Genomic DNA, 18,639 nt, shown 5'->3' with positions numbered 1-18,639 from the left:
CAATAATAGATAATCCGGAGTTACCGATGAGCCTGTCCCCTTTCCACCTTGCAATCCCGGTTTACGATATCCCTGCCGCGCGCAAATTCTACGGCGAAGTGTTCAATCTGGAAGAAGGCCGCTCTGCGCCGCAGTGGGTTGACTTCAACTTCTATGGCCACCAACTGGTGATTCATGAGCACCCGAAAATGGCCTACCAGGAAAACGCGTTGAGCAACCCGGTCGATGGCCACAACGTCCCGGCGCCGCACTTTGGCGTGATCCTGCAGTGGGACGAGTGGGAAACCCTGGCCAAGCGCCTCACCGACCTGGGCACCGAGTTCGTCATCGAACCTTATGTGCGCTTCAAGGGTCAGGTGGGTGAACAGGCCACCATGTTTCTGTTCGACCCCTGCGGTAACGCGCTGGAGTTCAAAGCGTTCAAGGACATGAGCCAGATCTTCGCCAAGTAAGCGTGCCAGGCATGCGCAACCGTGCATGCCTTATTTCGCGTGAGCGGGCCGTTCACGCATCTAGCTACTGCTGATCAAGCAGCACACCTTCTTATAAAAAAGGCTAGAGCCATGAAGAAAATCCCACTTGTCTGGCAGATCGTTGCCGGGCTGTTTTTCGGCATCCTGGTAGGCTGGTATTTCAATACTCACCCTGAACATCAACAGTGGGTCAGCGCTGAAGTGCTCAAGCCGCTGGGCGATATTTTCATCAAGATGATGAAGATGATCGTGGTGCCCATTGTCTTCTGCTGCATGGTTCTTGGCATCGCCGGCGGTGGCGACAACAAGTCATTTGGCCGTATGGGCGCGCGGGCACTGGGTTACTTCTTTGCGATCACCACCCTGGCCATCATTGTCGGCCTGGTCCTCGGCAACCTGCTGGAGCCAGGTGCCGGTACGCAGATCGCCGGTATGGCCCATGCCGACACGGTGATGAAGGCCGAGCCCTCCAAAGGTGCCTTGATCATCCTGCAAAATATCGTCCCGGATAACCTGTTCCAGTCGCTTTCGGAAGGCAAGCTGCTGTCGATTCTGTTCTTCGCCGTGCTGTTCGGCATGGCGCTCAACTCGTTGCCGCGGGAAAAGAGCGCGCCGGTGATTGCCACCCTGCAGGGCACTTCCGATGCGATGTTCAAGCTGGTCAACTACGTCATGGCCTACGCACCTATCGGCGTGTTCGGCATGATTGGCTCAACCGTTGCGACCTTTGGCTTCGCTTCATTGTTGCCGCTGCTCAAGCTGATCGGGGTTGTGTATCTGGCCCTGGCCCTGTTCGCGTTGGTGGTGCTGGGCGGGATCTGTTATCTGATCGGCGAAAGCCTGCTCAAGCTGATTCGCTATTTCAAGGACGAGCTGATCCTTGCCTGCTCCAGTGCAGCCTCGGCAGCGGTCATGCCGCAACTTATGGAAAAGCTGGAAAAGTATGGGGTGCCACGGCGCATCGTCAGCTTTGTGGTGCCGGTGGGCTATGCATTCAATCTGGATGGCGCGTCGATCTTTCTCGGCGTTGCCACCATCTTCATCGCCCAGCTCTACGGCATCGACCTGTCACTTACCCAGCAGGTGCTGCTGGTGGTGACCATGGTGCTGACCTCGAAGGGCGCCGCGGGTGTGCCAGGCTTTGCCATCATCATTCTGTCGGCAACCTTGGCTTCGGCAGGGTTGCCACTTGAAGCGGTGGCGCTGGTCGCAGGGATTTTCCGCATCATCGAAAGCGGTACCACCACGCTCAACGTGCTTGGCAATGCGATTGCTCCTCTGGTGATTGCTCGCTGGGAGGGCGAGACGCTCAAGGCAACCGCCACCGAACGCGTATAGGTCACAGCACAAAAGCGCAAAGCAGGCTCAGTGCCTGCTTTGCGCTTTTGTGCATCGCGACAATCGTTTATCGGCTGGCCTTATTCAGCCTTGGATTCGATGTCGACGGCCTCACCGATCGCATAGAAGTGGCCGCCAGCGACATAGTGCAGGCTGCGCATGGTGGGATCAGCAGTTTCAAAGTGCCAGTGACCGTCACGAAATACCCGCGTATCGGCCCAGGCCCCTACGACCTCGGCAATGAACAGATCGTAGCGATCCTGGTTGTGCGGCTCGGGGATCAGCCGGCAGGCAAGCCAGGCCGAACACCCCGCAACCAATGGCAGATCGTGGCCGGGCACAGCAAACAGCTCGACCGCGCTGCGCGCAAGTTTGTCCGGCTGCTCGAGCAAGCTACGGTGGCCGACCTGGAAGGTAAGCTCAGCCTGCGCTACGGTCGGAATCTGGATCACGAACTGGCCACTCTGCTCGACCAGCTCACGAGTCTTGGCGATCTTATCCAGCACCACCGTCAACTTGGGCGGCGAGAAGTCCAGCGCACACGCCCAGGCCGCAGCCATCACGTTGTCCACGCCAGCATGGCGAGCAGAGACCAGGACCGTCGGGCCGTGGTTGAGCAGCCTGTAGGCTTTTTCCAGCGCGACTGCTGCAATGTGTTCATTCATGGATAGATGCTCCAGCTGTCCGAGCGCATCGACTGCGCGCCCGGAGCATTGATTCAAGCCGAAGGCTAGCTCTCGAAATGTGCCAGCAGGCTGTCATGGCCAGCTACGATCAATTCGCGGGTAGCCTCGACCTGCAGGCATTGCGGGTCCAGCCCGCGATTATCGAAGCTGGCAGACCATTGGATCACAGTCCTGCTCTTGGCGCAGCGCGCAGATTCAGGGCGCTACGTGGGTGTGGTAAATCTTGCTGATCACTTTCCATTCACCTTCGACTTTCAGCAGATTGAAAAAATCGGTGAAGCAGAAACCGGAAATATCATTGGTATCGATCCGCGCGCTGGCGGCAGTCCCCACAATATCAATATTGACAATCACACCTTGGGCTTCTGGCGAAGGCCGGAAAGGTGGTTTGTCGATGGTGTCGAACAACCCCTGAATGGCGCCCCCCACCAACTTGTTGTTGCCATCAACCCCAAAAATAGTGGCCTGATCGCTGAAGGCCGGCTGCATGATACGGCTGTCCGCTTGCTTGCCGCCTTCGTTGTATTTGTTCAGCACTGCAACGATGGCGCTATATTCAGCGACGAAGTTAGGTTTGCTCATGGTTATTCTCCTGATGGTAATATGCAGCGGGGATAAAATCGAATCACCTCAGTGCTGCCCAGTCCTGGCAAGTTGAGGGAAATACTCAGGTAGTTGCCCGCCCGCGGCGCGCACTCGCTTTCATGGCGCTACTGCGGATTCAGTAGTTGCCGACAGGCCAATCGGTGTAACCCTTGGCACCACCGCCGTAATACGACTCACGAGGCGCGATGGTCAGGGCGGCACCGCGACGCAAACGCTCGACCAGATCAGGATTGGCGATGAACAGGCGACCGAAGGCGACGGCATTGATCCTGCCCTGCGCACGGCGCTCGATGGCCAGCTCCAGGTCGTAGTTGTTGTTGCCGATGAACGGGCCATTGAACTGAGCACTCAGGGCGTCCATGTCGACATCAGCAGGCACTTCCCGGGACGTCGCAGTTGCACCTTCGACAAAGTGCAGATAGGCCAGCTCGAACCGATTGAGCTGCTGGATCACATAGCCATACATCGCCATCACGTTGCTGTCAGGCGGCGTGTTGCCAGCATCGGGAGTGACTGGCGAAAGGCGGATACCTACGCGCTCGTTGCCCCAGATCTGAACGATGGCCTCGGTGACTTCGAGGGTCAGACGCGCGCGGTTCTCGATAGAGCCGCCGTAGCGATCGCTGCGGTGGTTGGTGGAGTCGCGCAAGAACTGATCGAGCAGATAGCTGTTGGCCGAGTGCACTTCGACACCATCAAAACCTGCGCGCATGGCATTTTCAGCAGCACGCTTGTACTGCTCGATGATCGCCGGGATTTCTTCGGTCTCAAGCGCACGCGGCATCGACACCGGGACAAAGCCATCGACCGTGTAGGTATCCCCTTCGGCTTTGATTGCCGACGGCGCTACCGGAGCGGTGCCCTCAGGCTGCAGATCGACGCTGGAGAAACGGCCTACATGCCAGAGCTGGCTTACGATCTTGCCACCAGCGGCATGCACTGCATCGGTAACTTTCTTCCAGCCGGCAACCTGTTCTTCATTCCAGATACCCGGTGTCGCTGCATAGCCGCGACCTTGCGGGGAAATGTTGGTCGCCTCGGCGATGATCAGCCCTGCGCTTGCGCGTTGAGCGTAATAAAGGGCGTGCAGCTCGCCTGGAACACCGTCTTCGCCATAACGGCTTCGGGTAACAGGCGCCATTACGATGCGGTTGCGCAGCTCAATGGCGCCCAGTGTCAGGGGGTTGAAAAGGTCTGTACGAATGCTGTTATCGGTCATTACAAATCCATGATTAGACTGGTCGTCTATTATTTAGGCAAATTAATCAGGCTGAAGCCTTTGGTCATCCTCATCTCGTCAGCAGCGCGGACGATTGATATTTCATAATGCGGGCATCCTACACTTGATTAGACCGGTCGTCTATCTAGTGATCCAGAGGCTGCACCTCACCACCAAGCGAGATCTTCAAAGCACTATGAGACGGGTTGAAGGCGCTGAAAAGTCAGTTCAAGAGACGTTGGCTGTTTGTCATCGCCACATCAAAGGGCTGTGCCGAATGGGTAACCTTGACCAGCAACGACGCACCTAGCCAAAGCTGATAAATACCTTCAGCCAGGACCGTTGGCGGCGAAGCCGCGCTGATCGAGCCATCCGCCTGGCCTTGCTCGACCATGCTGGTGATTCTCTGGATGATCTGCGCCGTGCCGGTGACCAGCACGCTGCGCATGTCTTCTGAAAGGTCGCACACCTCGGCACCGAGCTTGACCACCAGGCACTTCTGATCGGCATGCTCGAAGGCCTGAGTCTGCGCCCAGTAACGCAAATAACCAAGCAGCCGCTCGGCGGCTGTGCCTTGGGCATGCGTCAGTGAATCGACGCGCCCCAGGTATTCGCTGAAGTATTCCTCGAGCAGCGCCTGACCGAACTCTTCCTTGGAGCGAAAGTAGTGATAGAACGAGCCCTTCGGCACTCCAGCCGTGGCCAGAAGTTCGGTGAGGCCGACCGCGGTGTAACCTTTTTGGGTCATCAGCGACCTGGCGACATCGATGATGTGCTGACGCATGTCTGATTGGGATTTCTTCATAGGGCGCAGATGCTACCAAAAATGGCAGTCTTCGTCAGGGCCCACTGCCGCGCCGCCCTACACAGCTAGGCGACACGTTTGCTGAGCCGCTGCTCATTGATCAAATGCCGTGCGCGCCCTACCCCCGAGGCCAAAGCGCGCGTCATTGATTCCCCAGGACGAGAATCGTAGGCCTCCTCGTGCAGCGCCATTCCGCTCGCGGCATACCCCGGAATATGTAATTGATTCACCGTTGCGCGCTGTGCAACTCCCGCATGAATATTTCCAGCGTCTTGGGACCGATACCGTCGAAGCTGAGCAACCATTGACTCAGGCGAGCTGCATCCACTTTGACGTTAAGGTCCAAATAGTTAGCCATCTCACTTTGCAGGCGACCGCCAAGTGCATGCAGGCGCCTGGCGGTGGATTCATCGTAGCGAGCGTAACCAGCACTGCCGAGCTGCCTCACCAAAGTACGGTGAGGGCAACTCGCCAGTTTTGCCGGAGTGTCCAGACCAATGCCCACCACAAGCGCGTGATACGCCGCAAGTGCCACCGACGAACGAATCCGTTTACCAACGAGAAAGCACGCCAGCAGCCACTTGTACCAGCCGGCAGAGTCGTGGCTCAGATCGATGCCCAGGCTTGAGGCGCTGACTTCCATCACCCCTCGCTGCGCCGCGGATCGGCTGAACGCGGGTAGGTGCGCTCTTCTTCAAGGGTGCCGTCAGCCTTGTGAATCTTGACGGACGCAGTCTTGCTGGCAAACAGTTCACCCAGTTGGGCGACCAAGGCGGCTTTGGTTGCACTGCGTTTGGTGGCGCGTTCGGCGCCGGTCTTTTTCAATTCCCAGCCATCGGCAGTGGGTGTCAGGTGATAGGTGTCCATGGTTGATACTCCTGCTGGATGATGCGGGCTGCCACCTGAGTGCCGGCAATCCGCTGACAGCACTTTGAACCGGCCGAATTTGCCATCGTTCAGTTCCATTGCCTGCCTGGTTCAGCGACACAACAATCGCGGTACGGATCGCGAATACCCCTGCCCAGATGCGCGCCGCATATCGCACCATGGCCATTTACACTGAACTCCACGAGCAAGCATGCCCTCTCCTGCGTAATCACGCGCGATCCGACCGGGTCTGCATGGCAACTTCCAGCTCAGGGACAGCTCATGGAACATCGACCAACACTTCGAACTGAACGCGCCAGGCCGCCGCTGTCCGCAACAGGAAGCAGCAGCACCGTGCATGACAGCGAGTTGCGCTTCCGCGCACTGGTCAGGGCCACCGGTACCACCATCTACCGCATGAGTCCCGACTGGACTCAGATGCATGAGTTGACCGGTCAGGGCTTTTTCGAAGAGACCGCTGAGCCATGCCGGAGCTGGATCGAGAAATACATTCCAGACGAAGACCGCATCCAGGTGTTGGCGGCGGTCGAGCAAGCGATCCGCACTCAATCCGTGTTCGAACTGGAGCATCGAGTGTTGCTCGCCGACGGCAGTTTTGGATGGACCCATTCCAGAGCGGTGCCTATTTTTGACCAGTCCGGCGAGCTCATCGAGTGGTTTGGTGCAGCCAGCGACCTGACCGAGCGCCACCGCACCCAGGCACGGCTCGATGAGAGCGAAGCGGCCTTCGAGATTCTGGCCAACACCATGCCGCAGCTGGCGTGGGTATGTGATGCACAAGGCAGTCTGGTGTTCGTCAACAACCGCTGGCAGGAATATTTCGGCGCGGCCGTCGATGGGGCGGGTAACGGGCTGATGACGCATGCTGGTCTTCACCCTGAGGACGTTGGCAAAACAGTGCAAGATTTCGCACTGGCCCGGGCGAGCGGGCAGGACTTCAGGACCGAACATCGCCTCTGCCGGCAAAACGGCACCTACCGCTGGTTCATGGTCCGCGCTACGCCCTATCGAGAGCCGCATTCAGGGCAGATCCTGCGCTGGTACGGCACTTCCATCGACGTGCATGACCGGCATGACGCAGAAGACCAACTGCGTAACTTCAACGAACATCTGGAAGTTGAAGTGCAAGCGCGCTCACGCGACCTGCTCGCCGCCGAGGCGCAACTGTGGCAGATGCAGAAGCTTGAAGCCATCGGCCAGCTAACCGGTGGCGTGGCCCATGACTTCAACAACATTCTCACCATCATCCGCAACGCGGCAGAGCTGCTGCGGCGCAATCCCGGAGCGGGCGACAAGCAACACCGTTTCATTGATCTGATCCTGGAAACTACAGACCGAGCGACCAAACTCACCGGGCAATTGCTGGCCTTCGCCCGCCGCCAGACATTGAAGCCGGAAACCTTTCTGGCGGCGCAGCGCGTGCAGCAAATTGCCGAGATGCTGCGCAGCATGGTCGGGACAAACATCCGTATCGAGCTGACACTTCCAGAGCAAGACCACTACGTCAACACCGATCCAAATCAATTCGAGACGGCGCTGGTCAACCTGGTAATCAATGCCAGCGATGCAATGCAGGGCGCGGGCGACATAACGCTGGCGGTGAGTGCCGCACCTGCGCTTTCTTCGCCAGCCAGTGCGCCGACTGTGATCATCAGCGTTACTGACCAAGGGCAGGGCATCGATGCGGCCAACCTTGAAAGGTTGTTCGAACCTTTCTTCACCACCAAAGCCGTCGGCAAAGGCACTGGCCTGGGGCTGTCCCAAGTGTATGGTTTCGTCAATCAGTCCGGTGGCCAGGTCAGCGTCGAGAGCGAGCTGGGGAAGGGCACGACGATCAGGATCGCGCTGCCCGTAGTAACCCCGCCGCCCCCTTCGCAACAATAGATGGCAGTGCCATTGGCAGTAAACGACGCCCAGGTGCTGCTGGTAGAAGACAACGCGCAGCTTGGCGAAATTTACCGTCAGCCTGCTGCAGGAACTTGGCTACCAGACCCAGTCGGTAACCAGCGCAGCAGTTGCTATCGAGCTGTTGCAAGAACGGCATTCCTCAGTTGATGTGGTGCTCTCTGACGTAGTGATGCCCGGCATGACCGGGCTGGAACTAGCTGATGTGATCAGCGAGCGCTGGCCTGGGCTGCCGGTGGTGCTTGCCAGTGGGTACAGCAGGGCCCTTTCCCTGGGTTCCCCCCGCCACCCGCAGCTACTGAAAAAATCTTACGCGATCGACGACCTGATCAAGGCCCTGAACCGCGCGTTGCATCGGTGAACGAGCCATGCCAGCGCTGTGCGCTGAACTGGTGCGCCCTACCCTCCCGTGCAAATTCTGAGTGCAACGTAAGTGAACAGCGTCCAATAGAGTTACCCGCCAGCGCGAGTCGGGTCGGTGTTGGGCGGTTTATGGCCCGCTGTTTGCTAGTTCACCTGCGCAGTCAACGAAGACTGCACCTAATACGACAAAGGCGCCGTGTAGACCCCGTTTCGACGGAGTGTCTCATGGCGCTTTTTTTGTTTCTGAACCGCTGCGGCGGGCAGAGATTCAAGGGGCGAAGATGGCAAGCAAAACTGTACGCAGCGTGTGTCCCTACTGTGGCGTAGGCTGCGGCATCGTCATGCAGGTCGAGCACAACCGCGTGGTCAAGGTCAGCGGCGACAAGGCGCACCCGAGCAACTTCGGCAGGCTCTGCACCAAGGGCACCACCTGTGGCCAGGCCATCGCTGATTCTGGCCGGATGGAAAACGCCTACCTGCGCCAGCAGCGCAATCAGGACCCGGTGCGGATCGCCATGGACACCGCCATCAGCGAGACCGCCCGGCGCCTGCGCGCCATCCTCGAACAGCACGGCCCCGATGCACTGGCGTTCTACGTTTCCGGGCAGATGTCGCTGGAGGCGCAGTATCTGGTCAACAAGCTGGCCAAGGGTTTTGTCCGCACCAGCAACCTGGAGTCCAACTCGCGCCTGTGCATGGCCAGCGCCGGCAGTGGCTACAAGTTATCGCTGGGCGCGGACGGGCCGCCGGGCTCGTATCAGGACTTCGACAAGGCCGAGCTGTTTTTCGTGATCGGCGCCAACATGGCTGACTGCCATCCGATTCTGTTCCTGCGCATGATGGATCGGGTCAAGGCCGGAGCCAGGCTGATCGTCGTCGACCCTCGCCGCACGGGCACGGCAGACAAAGCCGGGTTGTTTTTACAAATCAAGCCCGGCACCGACCTAGCCCTGCTCAACGGCCTGCTGCACCTGATGGTGAAAAACGGCCACACCGATCCGGCGTTCATCGCCGCGTTCACCGCGGGCTGGGAGGCCATGCCGGCGTTTCTCGAAGACTACCCGCCGGACCAGGTCGCGCGCATCACGGGTATCCCTGAGGCCGACCTTCGTCAGGCTGCAGCCTGGATCGGTGAAGCCGGCGAATGGATGAGCTGCTGGACCATGGGTCTCAACCAAAGCACCCACGGCACCTGGAACACCAACGCGCTGTGCAACCTGCATCTGGCCACCGGCGCCATCTGCCGCCCGGGCAGCGGGCCGTTCTCCCTGACCGGGCAACCGAATGCCATGGGGGGGCGCGAGATGGGTTACATGGGCCCCGGCCTGCCCGGCCAACGCTCGGTGCTGGTCGAGGCCGACCGGCAGTTCATCGAAGACCTATGGGCGATCCCGCGCGGCAGCCTGCGGCAGGACGTGGGCGGCGGCACTGTGGCGATGTTCGAGCAGATGCGCAGTGGCCAGATCAAGGCCTGCTGGATCATCTGCACCAACCCGGTGGCATCAGTGCCTAACCGCCAGCAGGTCATCGACGGCTTGCAACAGGCTGAGCTGGTAATCACTCAGGACGCCTTCCTCGACACCGAGACCAATCGCTACGCGGATATCCTTCTTCCCGGCGCGCTGTGGGCTGAGGCTGAAGGGGTAATGATCAACTCCGAACGCAACCTGACCCTGATGCAGCAAGCCGTGCAGGCACCCGGTGAAACCTTGCCCGACTGGCAGATCATTGCCAGGGTGGCTTGCGAGATGGGCTTTGCCGATGCCTTCAGCTACAGCAGCGCAGCCGAGATATTTGAAGAGATCAAACGCGCCTGGAACCCCAAGAGCGGCTATGACATTCGTGGGGCGACCTACGCCCGCCTACGCGAACAACCGCTGCAGTGGCCGTGCGCTGCGAACGCTGGCCAGACGCGCAATCCGGTCCGCTACCTCAACGACGGCGTCAGCCAGTCGCTTGCACTGGCAGAAGACGGCAGCAGACCTGCCATCGTCTTCCCGACCGAGCATGGCAAGGCCGTGTTTCTGCCGCGCCCGCATCTGCCACCCGCTGAAATGCCCGACCAACCCTTCCCATTGCTGCTCAACACCGGACGCGTGCAGCACCAATGGCACACCCTGACCAAGACCGGCAAGTTGGCCACGCTGAACAAGCTCAATCCTGGGCCGTTTATCGAGATCCACCCGCAGGATGCCGCCATGCTTGGCATCAAGGCCAAAGACGCCGTGGAAATACGCTCGCGACGCGGTCGCGCCGTATTGCCAGCGGTGATCACCGAACGGGTCCTGCCGGGTAATTGCTTTGCACCTTTTCACTGGAACGATGTGTTTGGCGACAACCTGGCGATCAATGCCGTGACCAACGACGCTGTCGACCCGATTTCGCTGCAACCCGAATTCAAGTGCTGTGCGGTTGCGCTGCAACGGGTCGAGCTGATCGACCACCAGTGGCTGGATACGGCGAGCGCTCCCGCACTCACCGCCAGCCCTGCTCACGAAGACCTCACCATGGGGGCCGAGGAAGACGCCGCCTTGCCAGGCCGCGTGACGCTGCTGTGGGCTTCGCAGACAGGCAATGCCGAAGCCCTGGCTGAGCGCTACGCCAAGCGCTTGCGCGACGCAGGGGTCAACGTGCAGCTGTGTGCGATGGCGGACTTTCCCGCGAGCAAGCTGGCCAGCACGCAGACCCTTGCCTTGATCAGCAGCACCTTTGGTGACGGCGACCCACCCGACAACGGCGAGCGCTTCTGGAGTGCATTGAATGCTCAGCAGGTACCGCTGGAGTCACTGCGGTATGCCGTGTTGGCACTTGGTGACAGCAGTTACGACCAATTCTGCCACCACGGCAAGCAGCTCGATCATCGCCTGCAAGCCTTGGGCGCGACCTGCCTGATTGAGCGAGTCGACTGCGATAGCGATTACGAAGCACAGGCCGAGAACTGGTTGTCGCAGTTGCAGCAGGCACTCGATATTGCGCCGACAGCGCTGATTGAGGACCCAGCAGCCAGCGCGACGCCTAGCAAAGCCAAGCCTTATGCCTCACGCCTGTTGAGCAATGTTCGCTTGAATCAGCCGGGTGCGAGCAAGGACACCCGCTTGTTTTCCTTCGCCCTGGAAGATTCAGGCCTGGTCTATGAGGCGGGAGACGCACTGGGCGTGTGGCCACGCAACTGCCCGGAACTTGTCGGCGAAGTGCTCGAGCTGACCGGCCTGGCTGCGGACACGCCGGTCACCCTCGACAAGCTTGGTGACGTTCCTTTAGGCCAGGCACTGAGCGAACACTTCGAAATCGCCCGCCCCAGCCGCGAGGCGCTGGCATTGATCGCCGAACGCAGCGGTAACCCGGAACTCAAGCAGTTGCTCAGCAGCGAGCGCAAAGCGCAGCTGAATGAGTGGCTGTGGGGCCGCCAGCTGGCAGACGTGCTCCATGCCTACCCGATCGACTGCGGCGCGAGCGAGTTGCTTGGCACATTCAAACGCCTGCAACCGCGCCTGTACTCGATCGCCTCCAGCCCCAAGGTCAATCCCTGTGCAGTCGATCTCACGGTTGCAGCCGTGCGCTACGGTAAGCGCAAGGGCGTATCTTCGACCTTTCTTGCCGACCGCGCGGAATACGCCGAGGTGCCGGTTTTCCTCCAGCAATCGAAGCACTTTCGCCCACCGGTGGATGGCTCGGTGCCGATGATCATGATCGGGCCGGGCACTGGCGTAGCGCCATTCCGGGGCTTTTTGCAGGAGCGCCAGGCGCGGGGTGATCCAGGCCGCAACTGGTTGTTCTTCGGCGAGCAGCACGCGGCGAGTGATTTTTATTACCGCGAAGAGCTGCAAGCCATGCAGCGCGATGGCCTGCTCACCCATTTGAGCCTGGCATTTTCCCGCGACCAGGCGCAGAAAATCTATGTTCAGGACCGCATTCTGGAGCAAGGCGCCGAGCTCTGGCGCTGGCTGCAAGAAGGCGCGCAGTTGTATATCTGTGGCGATGCCAGCCGCATGGCCAAGGACGTCGATTATGCCCTGCGCCAGGTTGCGCAATGTCATGGTGGCCTGGAATCCGACGCTGCCGCTGATTACTGGCGCCAGTTGAGCGAGCAGAGACGCTACCTGCGCGATGTCTACTGATTCGACGGGCCAACGCCCTGCCCCGGCTCGCAAGCGGGCGCAGTACAGAGCTCAAGAAACCGCGCCGCCACCCGCGACGGCGTGTCGGCATGCGGCATCAGGATCGAGAAGCGCCGCGTCAACGCCTCCGGGGCAACCCGCAGGCGCCGCAGCGCTGCGTCCTCGTGGCGCATCGACATCGACGAGACAAAACCAATGCCCATCCCTGCCCGAACCGCTTCCTTGACACCTTCCACACCGGCTATCTCCAGGCCCACCCGCATCGCCACCCCGCTGCGAGCAAATGCTCGCTCGACCAACTGGCGTACGCCCGAACCGCTTTCGCGCAGCACCAGTGGATAGGCGCCCAACGCTTGCAGGGTCTGCCCGTGTTCAACTGCGGCGAGCGGGTGCTGGCTGGGCACGATGGCGACGATCTCGTCATCGTGCCACGGTGTAACCCCTGTGCCCACGGGCAAGTCAGGACCGGGCGGGCCTTCAATCAGGGCGATATCCAGCGATCCCAACGAGGCGACGATGTCGGCGGTATTGCCATTGATCGTCGTCACCAGCACCTGGGGATAGCGCTGGCGAAAATCGGCAATCAGGTACGGCAGCAGGTAACTCGCTGGGGTCGTGCTGGCGCCGATGCGCAAGGTGCCGCGTTCCAGCCCGCGCAGCGCGTCCTTCAGCGCTTTGGCCTGGACGAAGGTATCGCGCAGCCGTTTCGCGTGGCCGAGCAATTGCTCGCCCGCTGCAGTCAGGCGCACGCCACGGCCGGCACGCTGGTAAAGCGGCTCGCCGAATTCTTCTTGCAGCAGCTTTAACTGCCCGGATACGGCAGGCTGCGACAGGTGCAGGGCCAGCGCCGCGTGGCTGATGTTGCCGTGTTCAGCAACGGTAGCGAAGGTTATAAGCTGTTCAGGGGTCATCTGCACAAAGTATCAGCTAGGCGGATATTTTCCATCCTGAATCACGATTTTTTATAAGCTTATAACTGAATTAACGTGGACCTATCGAAACGCTACCTCGACCGGAGGATGCATGATGGCTACGGCTCCCGTTACACACTCGCATACGCCTACTCACGACACCCGTGGGCGGCTCAACGGCATCTTGTTTGTCGCCCTGTTCGCCCTGGCAGTGACGCAATTGGCAGCACTGCCCGCCTTTGCCAGCCTGGGCATCAGCCCGCTGATTGTCGGCATCCTTGCCGGCGCGTTGTACGGCAACTTACTGCGCCAGGGCATACCCGCCGGCTGGGCCAGCGGTATCAACTTCAGTGTACGCAATCTGCTACGCATCGCCGTGGCCTTGTTCGGCCTACGGGTCAGTCTGCAGGAGATCGCCCAGGTCGGCTGGTCAGGCCTGACCGTGTCGCTGGCAATCGTGGTGAGCACCTTGCTGCTCGGCCTGTGGGTCGGCATCAAGCTATTCAAGCTGGACCGCGACACCGCTCTGCTGACCGCCGCCGGCAGCGCCATCTGCGGTGCAGCCGCAGTGCTGGCGTTTGAATCGGCCTTGCGCTCGCAGCCGCACAAGAGCGCCATGGCGGTTGGCAGCGTGGTGCTGTTCGGCACGCTGTCGATGCTGCTCTACCCAGTGCTGGTCAACAGCGGCTGGCTGGGCCTGGACACGCTCGGCGTTGGTCTGTTTTTTGGCGGCACCCTGCATGAGGTAGCCCAGGTGGTCGGCGCGGCGAGCAACGTCAGCCCGGAAGCCACGCATATCGCCACCATCGTCAAGATGACCCGGGTCATGCTGCTGGTACCGGTGTTGCTGGTGGTGGGCCTGTGGATCAGCCGCTCGCGCCAGGCTGGCCAGGCGCAGGGCAACGGCAGGATCAACGTGCCGTGGTTCGCCTTTGGCTTCCTCGCACTGGTGCTGGTCAACTCGCTGCAGGTGCTGCCCACCAGCGTCGTGAGCGCGGTCAATCAGTTCGATACCTTCGCCTTGACCATGGCCATGACCGCCTTGGGCATGGAGAGCAAATTCAGCCAGATTCGTCAGGCCGGTCCACGGGCACTGGCGACCGGGGCGATTCTCAATCTGTGGCTGGTATTCGGCGGCCTGGGCATCACCTTGGCCGTGCAACGGCTGTTCGGCTGAGCAGCTAACGAGGGATTTTCAACAGCCCTCTCGTTGCGGCGCACATTTGTCGGTATGGTGGTGTCCAAGTAGGAGTTTTACATGCACAGGAAAGACTTAGATGCCCGAACGCAATGTAATCAATGCATCCGTCAGCCCCAAAGGCAGCCTCGAAACGCTGTCGCAACGTGAAGTTCAGCAACTGAGCGAAGCCGGTAGCGGCAGCCTTTACACCCTGTTCCGTCAATGCGCCCTGGCGATCCTCAACACCGGCGCCCATGTCGACAACGCCAAGACCATTCTCGAAGCCTACAAGGACTTCGAAGTACGCATCCATCAGCAGGACCGCGGCGTGCGCCTCGAACTGCTGAACGCCCCGGCCGATGCCTTCGTCGATGGCGAGATGATCGCCAGCACACGCGAAATGCTGTTCAGCGCCCTGCGCGACATCGTCTACACCGAGAGCGAACTGGCCAGCCAGCGCATCGACCTGGAAAGCTCCCAGGGCATCACCGATTACGTCTTCCACTTGCTGCGCAACGCGCGCACCTTGCGCCCGGGCGTCGAGCCGAAGATGGTCGTGTGCTGGGGCGGCCACTCGATCAGCAGCGAGGAATACCAGTACACCAAGAAGGTCGGCCACGAGCTGGGCCTGCGCAAGCTGGATATCTGCACCGGCTGCGGCCCGGGCGTGATGAAGGGGCCGATGAAGGGCGCCACCATCGCCCACGCCAAACAGCGTATGCACGGCAGCCGCTATCTGGGCCTGACCGAGCCGGGCATCATCGCCGCCGAGGCGCCGAACCCGATCGTCAACGAGCTGGTGATCCTGCCCGACATCGAGAAGCGCCTGGAAGCCTTCGTCCGGATTGGTCACGGCATCATCATCTTCCCGGGTGGCGCCGGCACGGCCGAAGAGTTCCTGTACCTCCTCGGCATCCTGATGCACCCGGACAACGAAGGCCTGCCATTCCCGGTGGTACTGACCGGGCCGCGCAGCGCCGAAGCTTATCTGCAGCAGTTGCATGCATTTGTCGGCGCCACCCTGGGTGAAGCGGCGCAAGCGCATTACCAGATCATCATCGATGATCCGGCCGAGGTCGCGCGGCAGATGGTCGAGGGGCTCAAGGCGGTCAAGCAGTTCCGCCGCGAGCGCAACGATGCCTTCCACTTCAACTGGCTGCTGAAGATTGAAGAGGGCTTCCAGCGCCCGTTCGACCCGACCCACGTCAATATGGCCAACCTTGAACTGCGCCGCGATCTGCCGCCGCACGAACTGGCGGCCAACCTGCGCCGAGCGTTTTCCGGGATTGTCGCGGGCAACGTCAAGGACAATGGCATCCGCCTGATCGAGCAACACGGCCCGTATCAGATCCGCGGTGACAGTGCTGTGCTGGACCCACTGGGGCGCTTGCTGCAAGCTTTCGTTGACCAGCACCGGATGAAGCTACCTGGCGGCGCAGCCTATGTGCCGTGTTACCAGGTCGTGACCTGAAAGCGTGATTGAACGAGCTGGCTCGATGGCATTTTCATGCAATCGGGCCAGTACACCTGCCATCATCAGCCCTGAACAATTCCGCAACACTTAGCTGACATTTCCCACGCGAGGTGGTGAACCTGCTGACAAAAAAACGGTCTTTGGCTGACGGTCAAGTCACCGACCCGTTCATCGGCCCAGTCATCGGGCCTACTTTTGTCCAGTAGCAGCGAAGATCATCATGCCCGATTCCCGCCCCGCCCTGCCCGTCCGTCCTGCCCTGCGTGGCAGCCTGCTCGCTTGCCTGATCGCCCTCGCCGCGCCGGTTCAGGCCGAACAGCCGAGTAGCGATGCGCGCTGGGTCAGTGACAGCCTGAGCACCTATGTGCGCAGCGGCCCGACCAATGGCCACCGCATCGTTGGCAGCCTCAAGGCTGGCGAGAAGGTCAGCCTGGTCGACACCCAGGGCAACTACAGCCAGATCCGCGGCCAGAACGGCGACCTGGTGTGGATCCTCAACACCGACCTGCAGGCAGTACCGGGTCAGGCCGAACGCCTGCCAGAGCTGGACGGTAAGGTCACGCAACTGTCCGAGCAGCTGAAAACCATCGACGACAGCTGGAAGGCCCGCGTGCAGGGCATGCAGGAGACCCTCGACTCGCGCAAGACGCTGGCTGACGAACTGGAAGTACGCAACAAAGACCTGACCCAGCAACTCGACCAAGCCCAGTCCGCCCTGCGCGATGCCCAGGCGCAACTGGGGGACGAGAACAAGCAGGTGATGATGCGCTATATGGTTTACGGCGGCAGCATTGCCGGTGCCGGCCTGCTGTTGGGGCTGATCCTGCCGGCACTGACCCGCGGTCGCAAACGCAACGACCGCTGGTTCTGAGGTTCACAGCGGCTGGTTGGTAATGCCGAACGGTACGTGCACTGACGGCGCAACAGTGCGCGTACTGTTGAGGTGGCCAGACTGGTCATCGAAGAAGATATGCGGCTTGAGCACCTGCAGCACCCGGCGCTTCTCGATACCGCCAAGAAAGAACGCGTCGTTGGCCATCACCCCCCAGCTCTTCAGGGTATTGAGCGCGCGTTCATGGGAAGGCGCATTGCGCGCGGTGACAATCGATACGCGCAGGCGGTTCTCGTAACCGGGATGCGCCAGCTTGTAACGCTCTTCGGCGGCCTGGATGCTGGAAATGCGTACAAAGAACTCCTTCAACGGCCCGGGGTTGTGCGGCTGGGTCACGTTGCTGACCTCATGGGCATGAAAGCCGGTCAGGCCATCGCGCTGCATCACCGTCTCCGATTCGTCTCCTGCCAGCACCCCATCGAAGTCGAACGCTATGCGCAGGCCATCATCGTCCTCGTCATCGTCGAACTGTGAATCGAGCACCTGCCCGGCCGGATAACCCGCCTTGATCGCCGCATCAACGTGAGCCTTGTCGGCCGATAAGAACAGGGCGATGTTCAGCGCAGGGATGTACTCATAAGGCGAGCGCCCCTGCATGAAGATCGCCCGGGTCATGTTCAGACCGTAGTGCTCGATGGTCTTCATCACGCGCAGGCCGGTATCCGGATCGTTCTGTGACAGCAAGACCACCTCGACCAGCGGATCCTGCGGGTCATCACACAGGTCATTGAGCGCCAGCAAGCGCTTGATGAACGGGTACGCAATCCCCCGCGCCAGCGGCGCGTGCAGGTGCTGCTGCTGATAGTCGCGGTACTGCGCCTCGCCTTCGCGGCGAAATACCGCGTCTGATTCACTCAAGTCAAACACCGCGCTCGATGCCACGCCGATGACCAGGCGATCGTCCACTTCATAAGCCATTGCCGATCCTTGCCCCTTTTACGCCCAGTGAAAGCCTGACGGTGGCGTTGCCCACGCTGCTTTGCAAGAGATTTCGGCAGCGCCGCCAGTTGAAGGTATTTTTCACATTTGCTTCACCCGACCCCAACAGCCGGACACCTAAATTGCCACCATTGAGAATGTCGGGAGCATCGAACGTGCAACAAGCGGTCTTCAAGCAGCACTCCGGTTCAGCCGGTTGCGCCCGGCGCCTACCGCGCATGGCCTCACTCGTCGGGGTTGGCGCAGCCACTGCCTTGGCCTTCGGTGCGCTCGGTTGGTTTGCGCTGAGCAACCACGTGCCGACTATCAGCAGCGAGCAACAGATGCGCAGCAGCGGGTTGACTCCGGCATGGGCCGAGGGCTCGGTGCTGGTCCTTATCCGCCATGCCGAGCGCTGTGACCGCTCCAGCAATGTCTGCTTGAACGACCCAACAGGTATCACGGTGGCCGGCAGCCAGGCAGCTGGCGGCGTCGGTGAAGGCCTGCAGAGGCTGGGCCTGGCCAACACCGCATTGCTCAGCAGCACGGAGCTGCGCACGCGGCAAACGGCGCAGTTCATCTTCAACAAACCGCTCGCCACGCAGCAGTGGCTCAATGACTGTGATGGCCACTTCGCCGATGTCGCGCTGAGCCACAAGCAGCCGGGCCAGAATCTGGCCCTCGTTACCCACAGTGGCTGCATCGATCAGCTCGAGCGGCAACTGCATGTGCCTGGCGGGCAGCGTTCCAGCGCCTATGCCAGCGCGCTGTTCGTGGCTGTCGACGGCCACGGCAAACCCCACATTCTCGGCCAGACCAACGCAGATCAATGGCCCAGGCTGATTGCCAAGAGAGGTAGTTGA

20 protein-coding genes are annotated in these 18,639 nt (G+C 60.6%); 9 read left to right on the top strand and 11 right to left on the bottom strand.

Features of this window, described 5'->3' with window-relative positions; translation table 11 throughout:
- Positions 1-26: 26 nt before the first annotated feature.
- Complete coding sequence (locus FW789_RS05335) at positions 27-452, top strand: VOC family protein (RefSeq protein ID WP_207074164.1); 426 nt, start codon at positions 27-29, stop codon at positions 450-452.
- A 111-nt stretch (positions 453-563) separates the two neighbouring features.
- On the top strand, positions 564-1,811 hold the full coding sequence (locus tag FW789_RS05330) for a cation:dicarboxylate symporter family transporter (RefSeq protein WP_207074165.1): 1,248 nt from the start codon (positions 564-566) through the stop codon (positions 1,809-1,811).
- A gap of 80 nt (positions 1,812-1,891) precedes the next feature.
- Here the strand turns inward: FW789_RS05330 and FW789_RS05325 are convergent, their stop codons facing one another.
- The 8 genes from FW789_RS05325 to FW789_RS05290 form a co-directional block, all read right to left on the bottom strand.
- Positions 1,892-2,476 (bottom strand): flavin reductase family protein, encoded by a 585-nt coding sequence (locus tag FW789_RS05325; protein ID WP_446431095.1) that lies wholly within the window; start codon positions 2,474-2,476, stop codon positions 1,892-1,894.
- 65 nt (positions 2,477-2,541) lie between these two features.
- Entirely contained in the window at positions 2,542-2,664 is a 123-nt protein-coding gene (locus FW789_RS05320; RefSeq protein ID WP_411561769.1) for a hypothetical protein, read from the bottom strand.
- A 28-nt stretch (positions 2,665-2,692) separates the two neighbouring features.
- Positions 2,693-3,079 (bottom strand): nuclear transport factor 2 family protein, encoded by a 387-nt coding sequence (locus FW789_RS05315; protein ID WP_181087767.1) that lies wholly within the window; start codon positions 3,077-3,079, stop codon positions 2,693-2,695.
- 139 nt (positions 3,080-3,218) lie between these two features.
- Complete coding sequence (locus FW789_RS05310) at positions 3,219-4,322, bottom strand: alkene reductase (RefSeq protein ID WP_207074167.1); 1,104 nt, start codon at positions 4,320-4,322, stop codon at positions 3,219-3,221.
- 223 nt (positions 4,323-4,545) lie between these two features.
- On the bottom strand, positions 4,546-5,127 hold the full coding sequence (locus FW789_RS05305; RefSeq protein WP_411561771.1) for a TetR/AcrR family transcriptional regulator: 582 nt from the start codon (positions 5,125-5,127) through the stop codon (positions 4,546-4,548).
- 65 nt (positions 5,128-5,192) lie between these two features.
- Positions 5,193-5,432, bottom strand: coding sequence for a hypothetical protein (locus FW789_RS05300; protein WP_411561772.1), 240 nt, complete (start codon positions 5,430-5,432; stop codon positions 5,193-5,195).
- Positions 5,354-5,770: a DNA methylase gene (locus FW789_RS05295; RefSeq protein WP_207074169.1), complete on the bottom strand. Its 417-nt coding sequence runs from the start codon at positions 5,768-5,770 to the stop codon at positions 5,354-5,356. Before FW789_RS05295 ends, FW789_RS05300 begins: the two co-directional genes overlap by 79 nt.
- Positions 5,770-5,994 carry a DUF2188 domain-containing protein gene (locus tag FW789_RS05290; RefSeq protein ID WP_103437135.1) on the bottom strand — a complete coding sequence of 75 codons (225 nt, stop codon included), beginning with the start codon at positions 5,992-5,994 and terminating at the stop codon, positions 5,770-5,772. Before FW789_RS05290 ends, FW789_RS05295 begins: the two co-directional genes overlap by 1 nt.
- 282 nt (positions 5,995-6,276) lie before the next feature.
- On the opposite strand from FW789_RS05290, the gene FW789_RS05285 reads away from it, so the two are divergent.
- The 3 genes from FW789_RS05285 to FW789_RS05275 all read left to right on the top strand — a co-directional run bounded on the left by FW789_RS05285 (position 6,277) and on the right by FW789_RS05275 (position 12,401).
- On the top strand, positions 6,277-7,899 hold the full coding sequence (locus FW789_RS05285) for a PAS domain-containing sensor histidine kinase (RefSeq protein ID WP_446431094.1): 1,623 nt from the start codon (positions 6,277-6,279) through the stop codon (positions 7,897-7,899).
- Between the two features lie 61 nt (positions 7,900-7,960).
- Positions 7,961-8,281 (top strand): response regulator, encoded by a 321-nt coding sequence (locus tag FW789_RS05280; protein ID WP_446431093.1) that lies wholly within the window; start codon positions 7,961-7,963, stop codon positions 8,279-8,281.
- Positions 8,282-8,564: 283 nt separating this feature from the next.
- The gene (locus tag FW789_RS05275; protein WP_446431092.1) at positions 8,565-12,401 is read left to right on the top strand and encodes a molybdopterin-dependent oxidoreductase; all 3,837 of its coding nucleotides are present in this window, start codon (positions 8,565-8,567) and stop codon (positions 12,399-12,401) included.
- Here the strand turns inward: FW789_RS05275 and FW789_RS05270 are convergent.
- Positions 12,395-13,312 (bottom strand): LysR substrate-binding domain-containing protein, encoded by a 918-nt coding sequence (locus FW789_RS05270; RefSeq protein WP_207074172.1) that lies wholly within the window; start codon positions 13,310-13,312, stop codon positions 12,395-12,397. The two genes, FW789_RS05275 and FW789_RS05270, sit on opposite strands and share 7 nt — an antisense overlap.
- Positions 13,313-13,427: 115 nt before the next feature.
- Between FW789_RS05270 and FW789_RS05265 the strand changes: the two genes are divergently transcribed.
- From FW789_RS05265 to FW789_RS05255, 3 genes are all read left to right on the top strand, one after another.
- Positions 13,428-14,489 carry a YeiH family protein gene (locus FW789_RS05265; RefSeq protein ID WP_446431091.1) on the top strand — a complete coding sequence of 354 codons (1,062 nt, stop codon included), beginning with the start codon at positions 13,428-13,430 and terminating at the stop codon, positions 14,487-14,489.
- A 100-nt stretch (positions 14,490-14,589) separates the two neighbouring features.
- Positions 14,590-15,963 (top strand): nucleotide 5'-monophosphate nucleosidase PpnN, encoded by a 1,374-nt coding sequence (ppnN, locus tag FW789_RS05260; protein ID WP_446431090.1) that lies wholly within the window; start codon positions 14,590-14,592, stop codon positions 15,961-15,963.
- Positions 15,964-16,186: 223 nt separating this feature from the next.
- Positions 16,187-16,837 (top strand): TIGR04211 family SH3 domain-containing protein, encoded by a 651-nt coding sequence (locus tag FW789_RS05255; RefSeq protein WP_340610858.1) that lies wholly within the window; start codon positions 16,187-16,189, stop codon positions 16,835-16,837.
- A 3-nt stretch (positions 16,838-16,840) separates the two neighbouring features.
- Here FW789_RS05255 and FW789_RS05250 read toward each other — a convergent pair whose 3' ends face one another.
- The gene (locus tag FW789_RS05250; protein WP_186698414.1) at positions 16,841-17,776 is read right to left on the bottom strand and encodes a 5'-nucleotidase; all 936 of its coding nucleotides are present in this window, start codon (positions 17,774-17,776) and stop codon (positions 16,841-16,843) included.
- A complete protein-coding gene (locus FW789_RS05245; RefSeq protein ID WP_446431089.1) occupies positions 17,766-17,972 on the bottom strand; it encodes a hypothetical protein in 207 nt (68 codons plus the stop codon). The genes FW789_RS05250 and FW789_RS05245 overlap by 11 nt, the downstream gene beginning before the upstream one ends.
- 43 nt (positions 17,973-18,015) lie before the next feature.
- On the opposite strand from FW789_RS05245, the gene pmrG reads away from it, so the two are divergent.
- On the top strand, positions 18,016-18,639 hold the full coding sequence (gene pmrG / locus FW789_RS05240) for a lipopolysaccharide core heptose(II)-phosphate phosphatase PmrG (protein WP_446431088.1): 624 nt from the start codon (positions 18,016-18,018) through the stop codon (positions 18,637-18,639).

The sequence above is a fragment of the Pseudomonas sp. 1121_17 genome, assembly GCF_052850745.1.
This window is presented reverse-complemented; position numbering and strand designations above follow the sequence as displayed.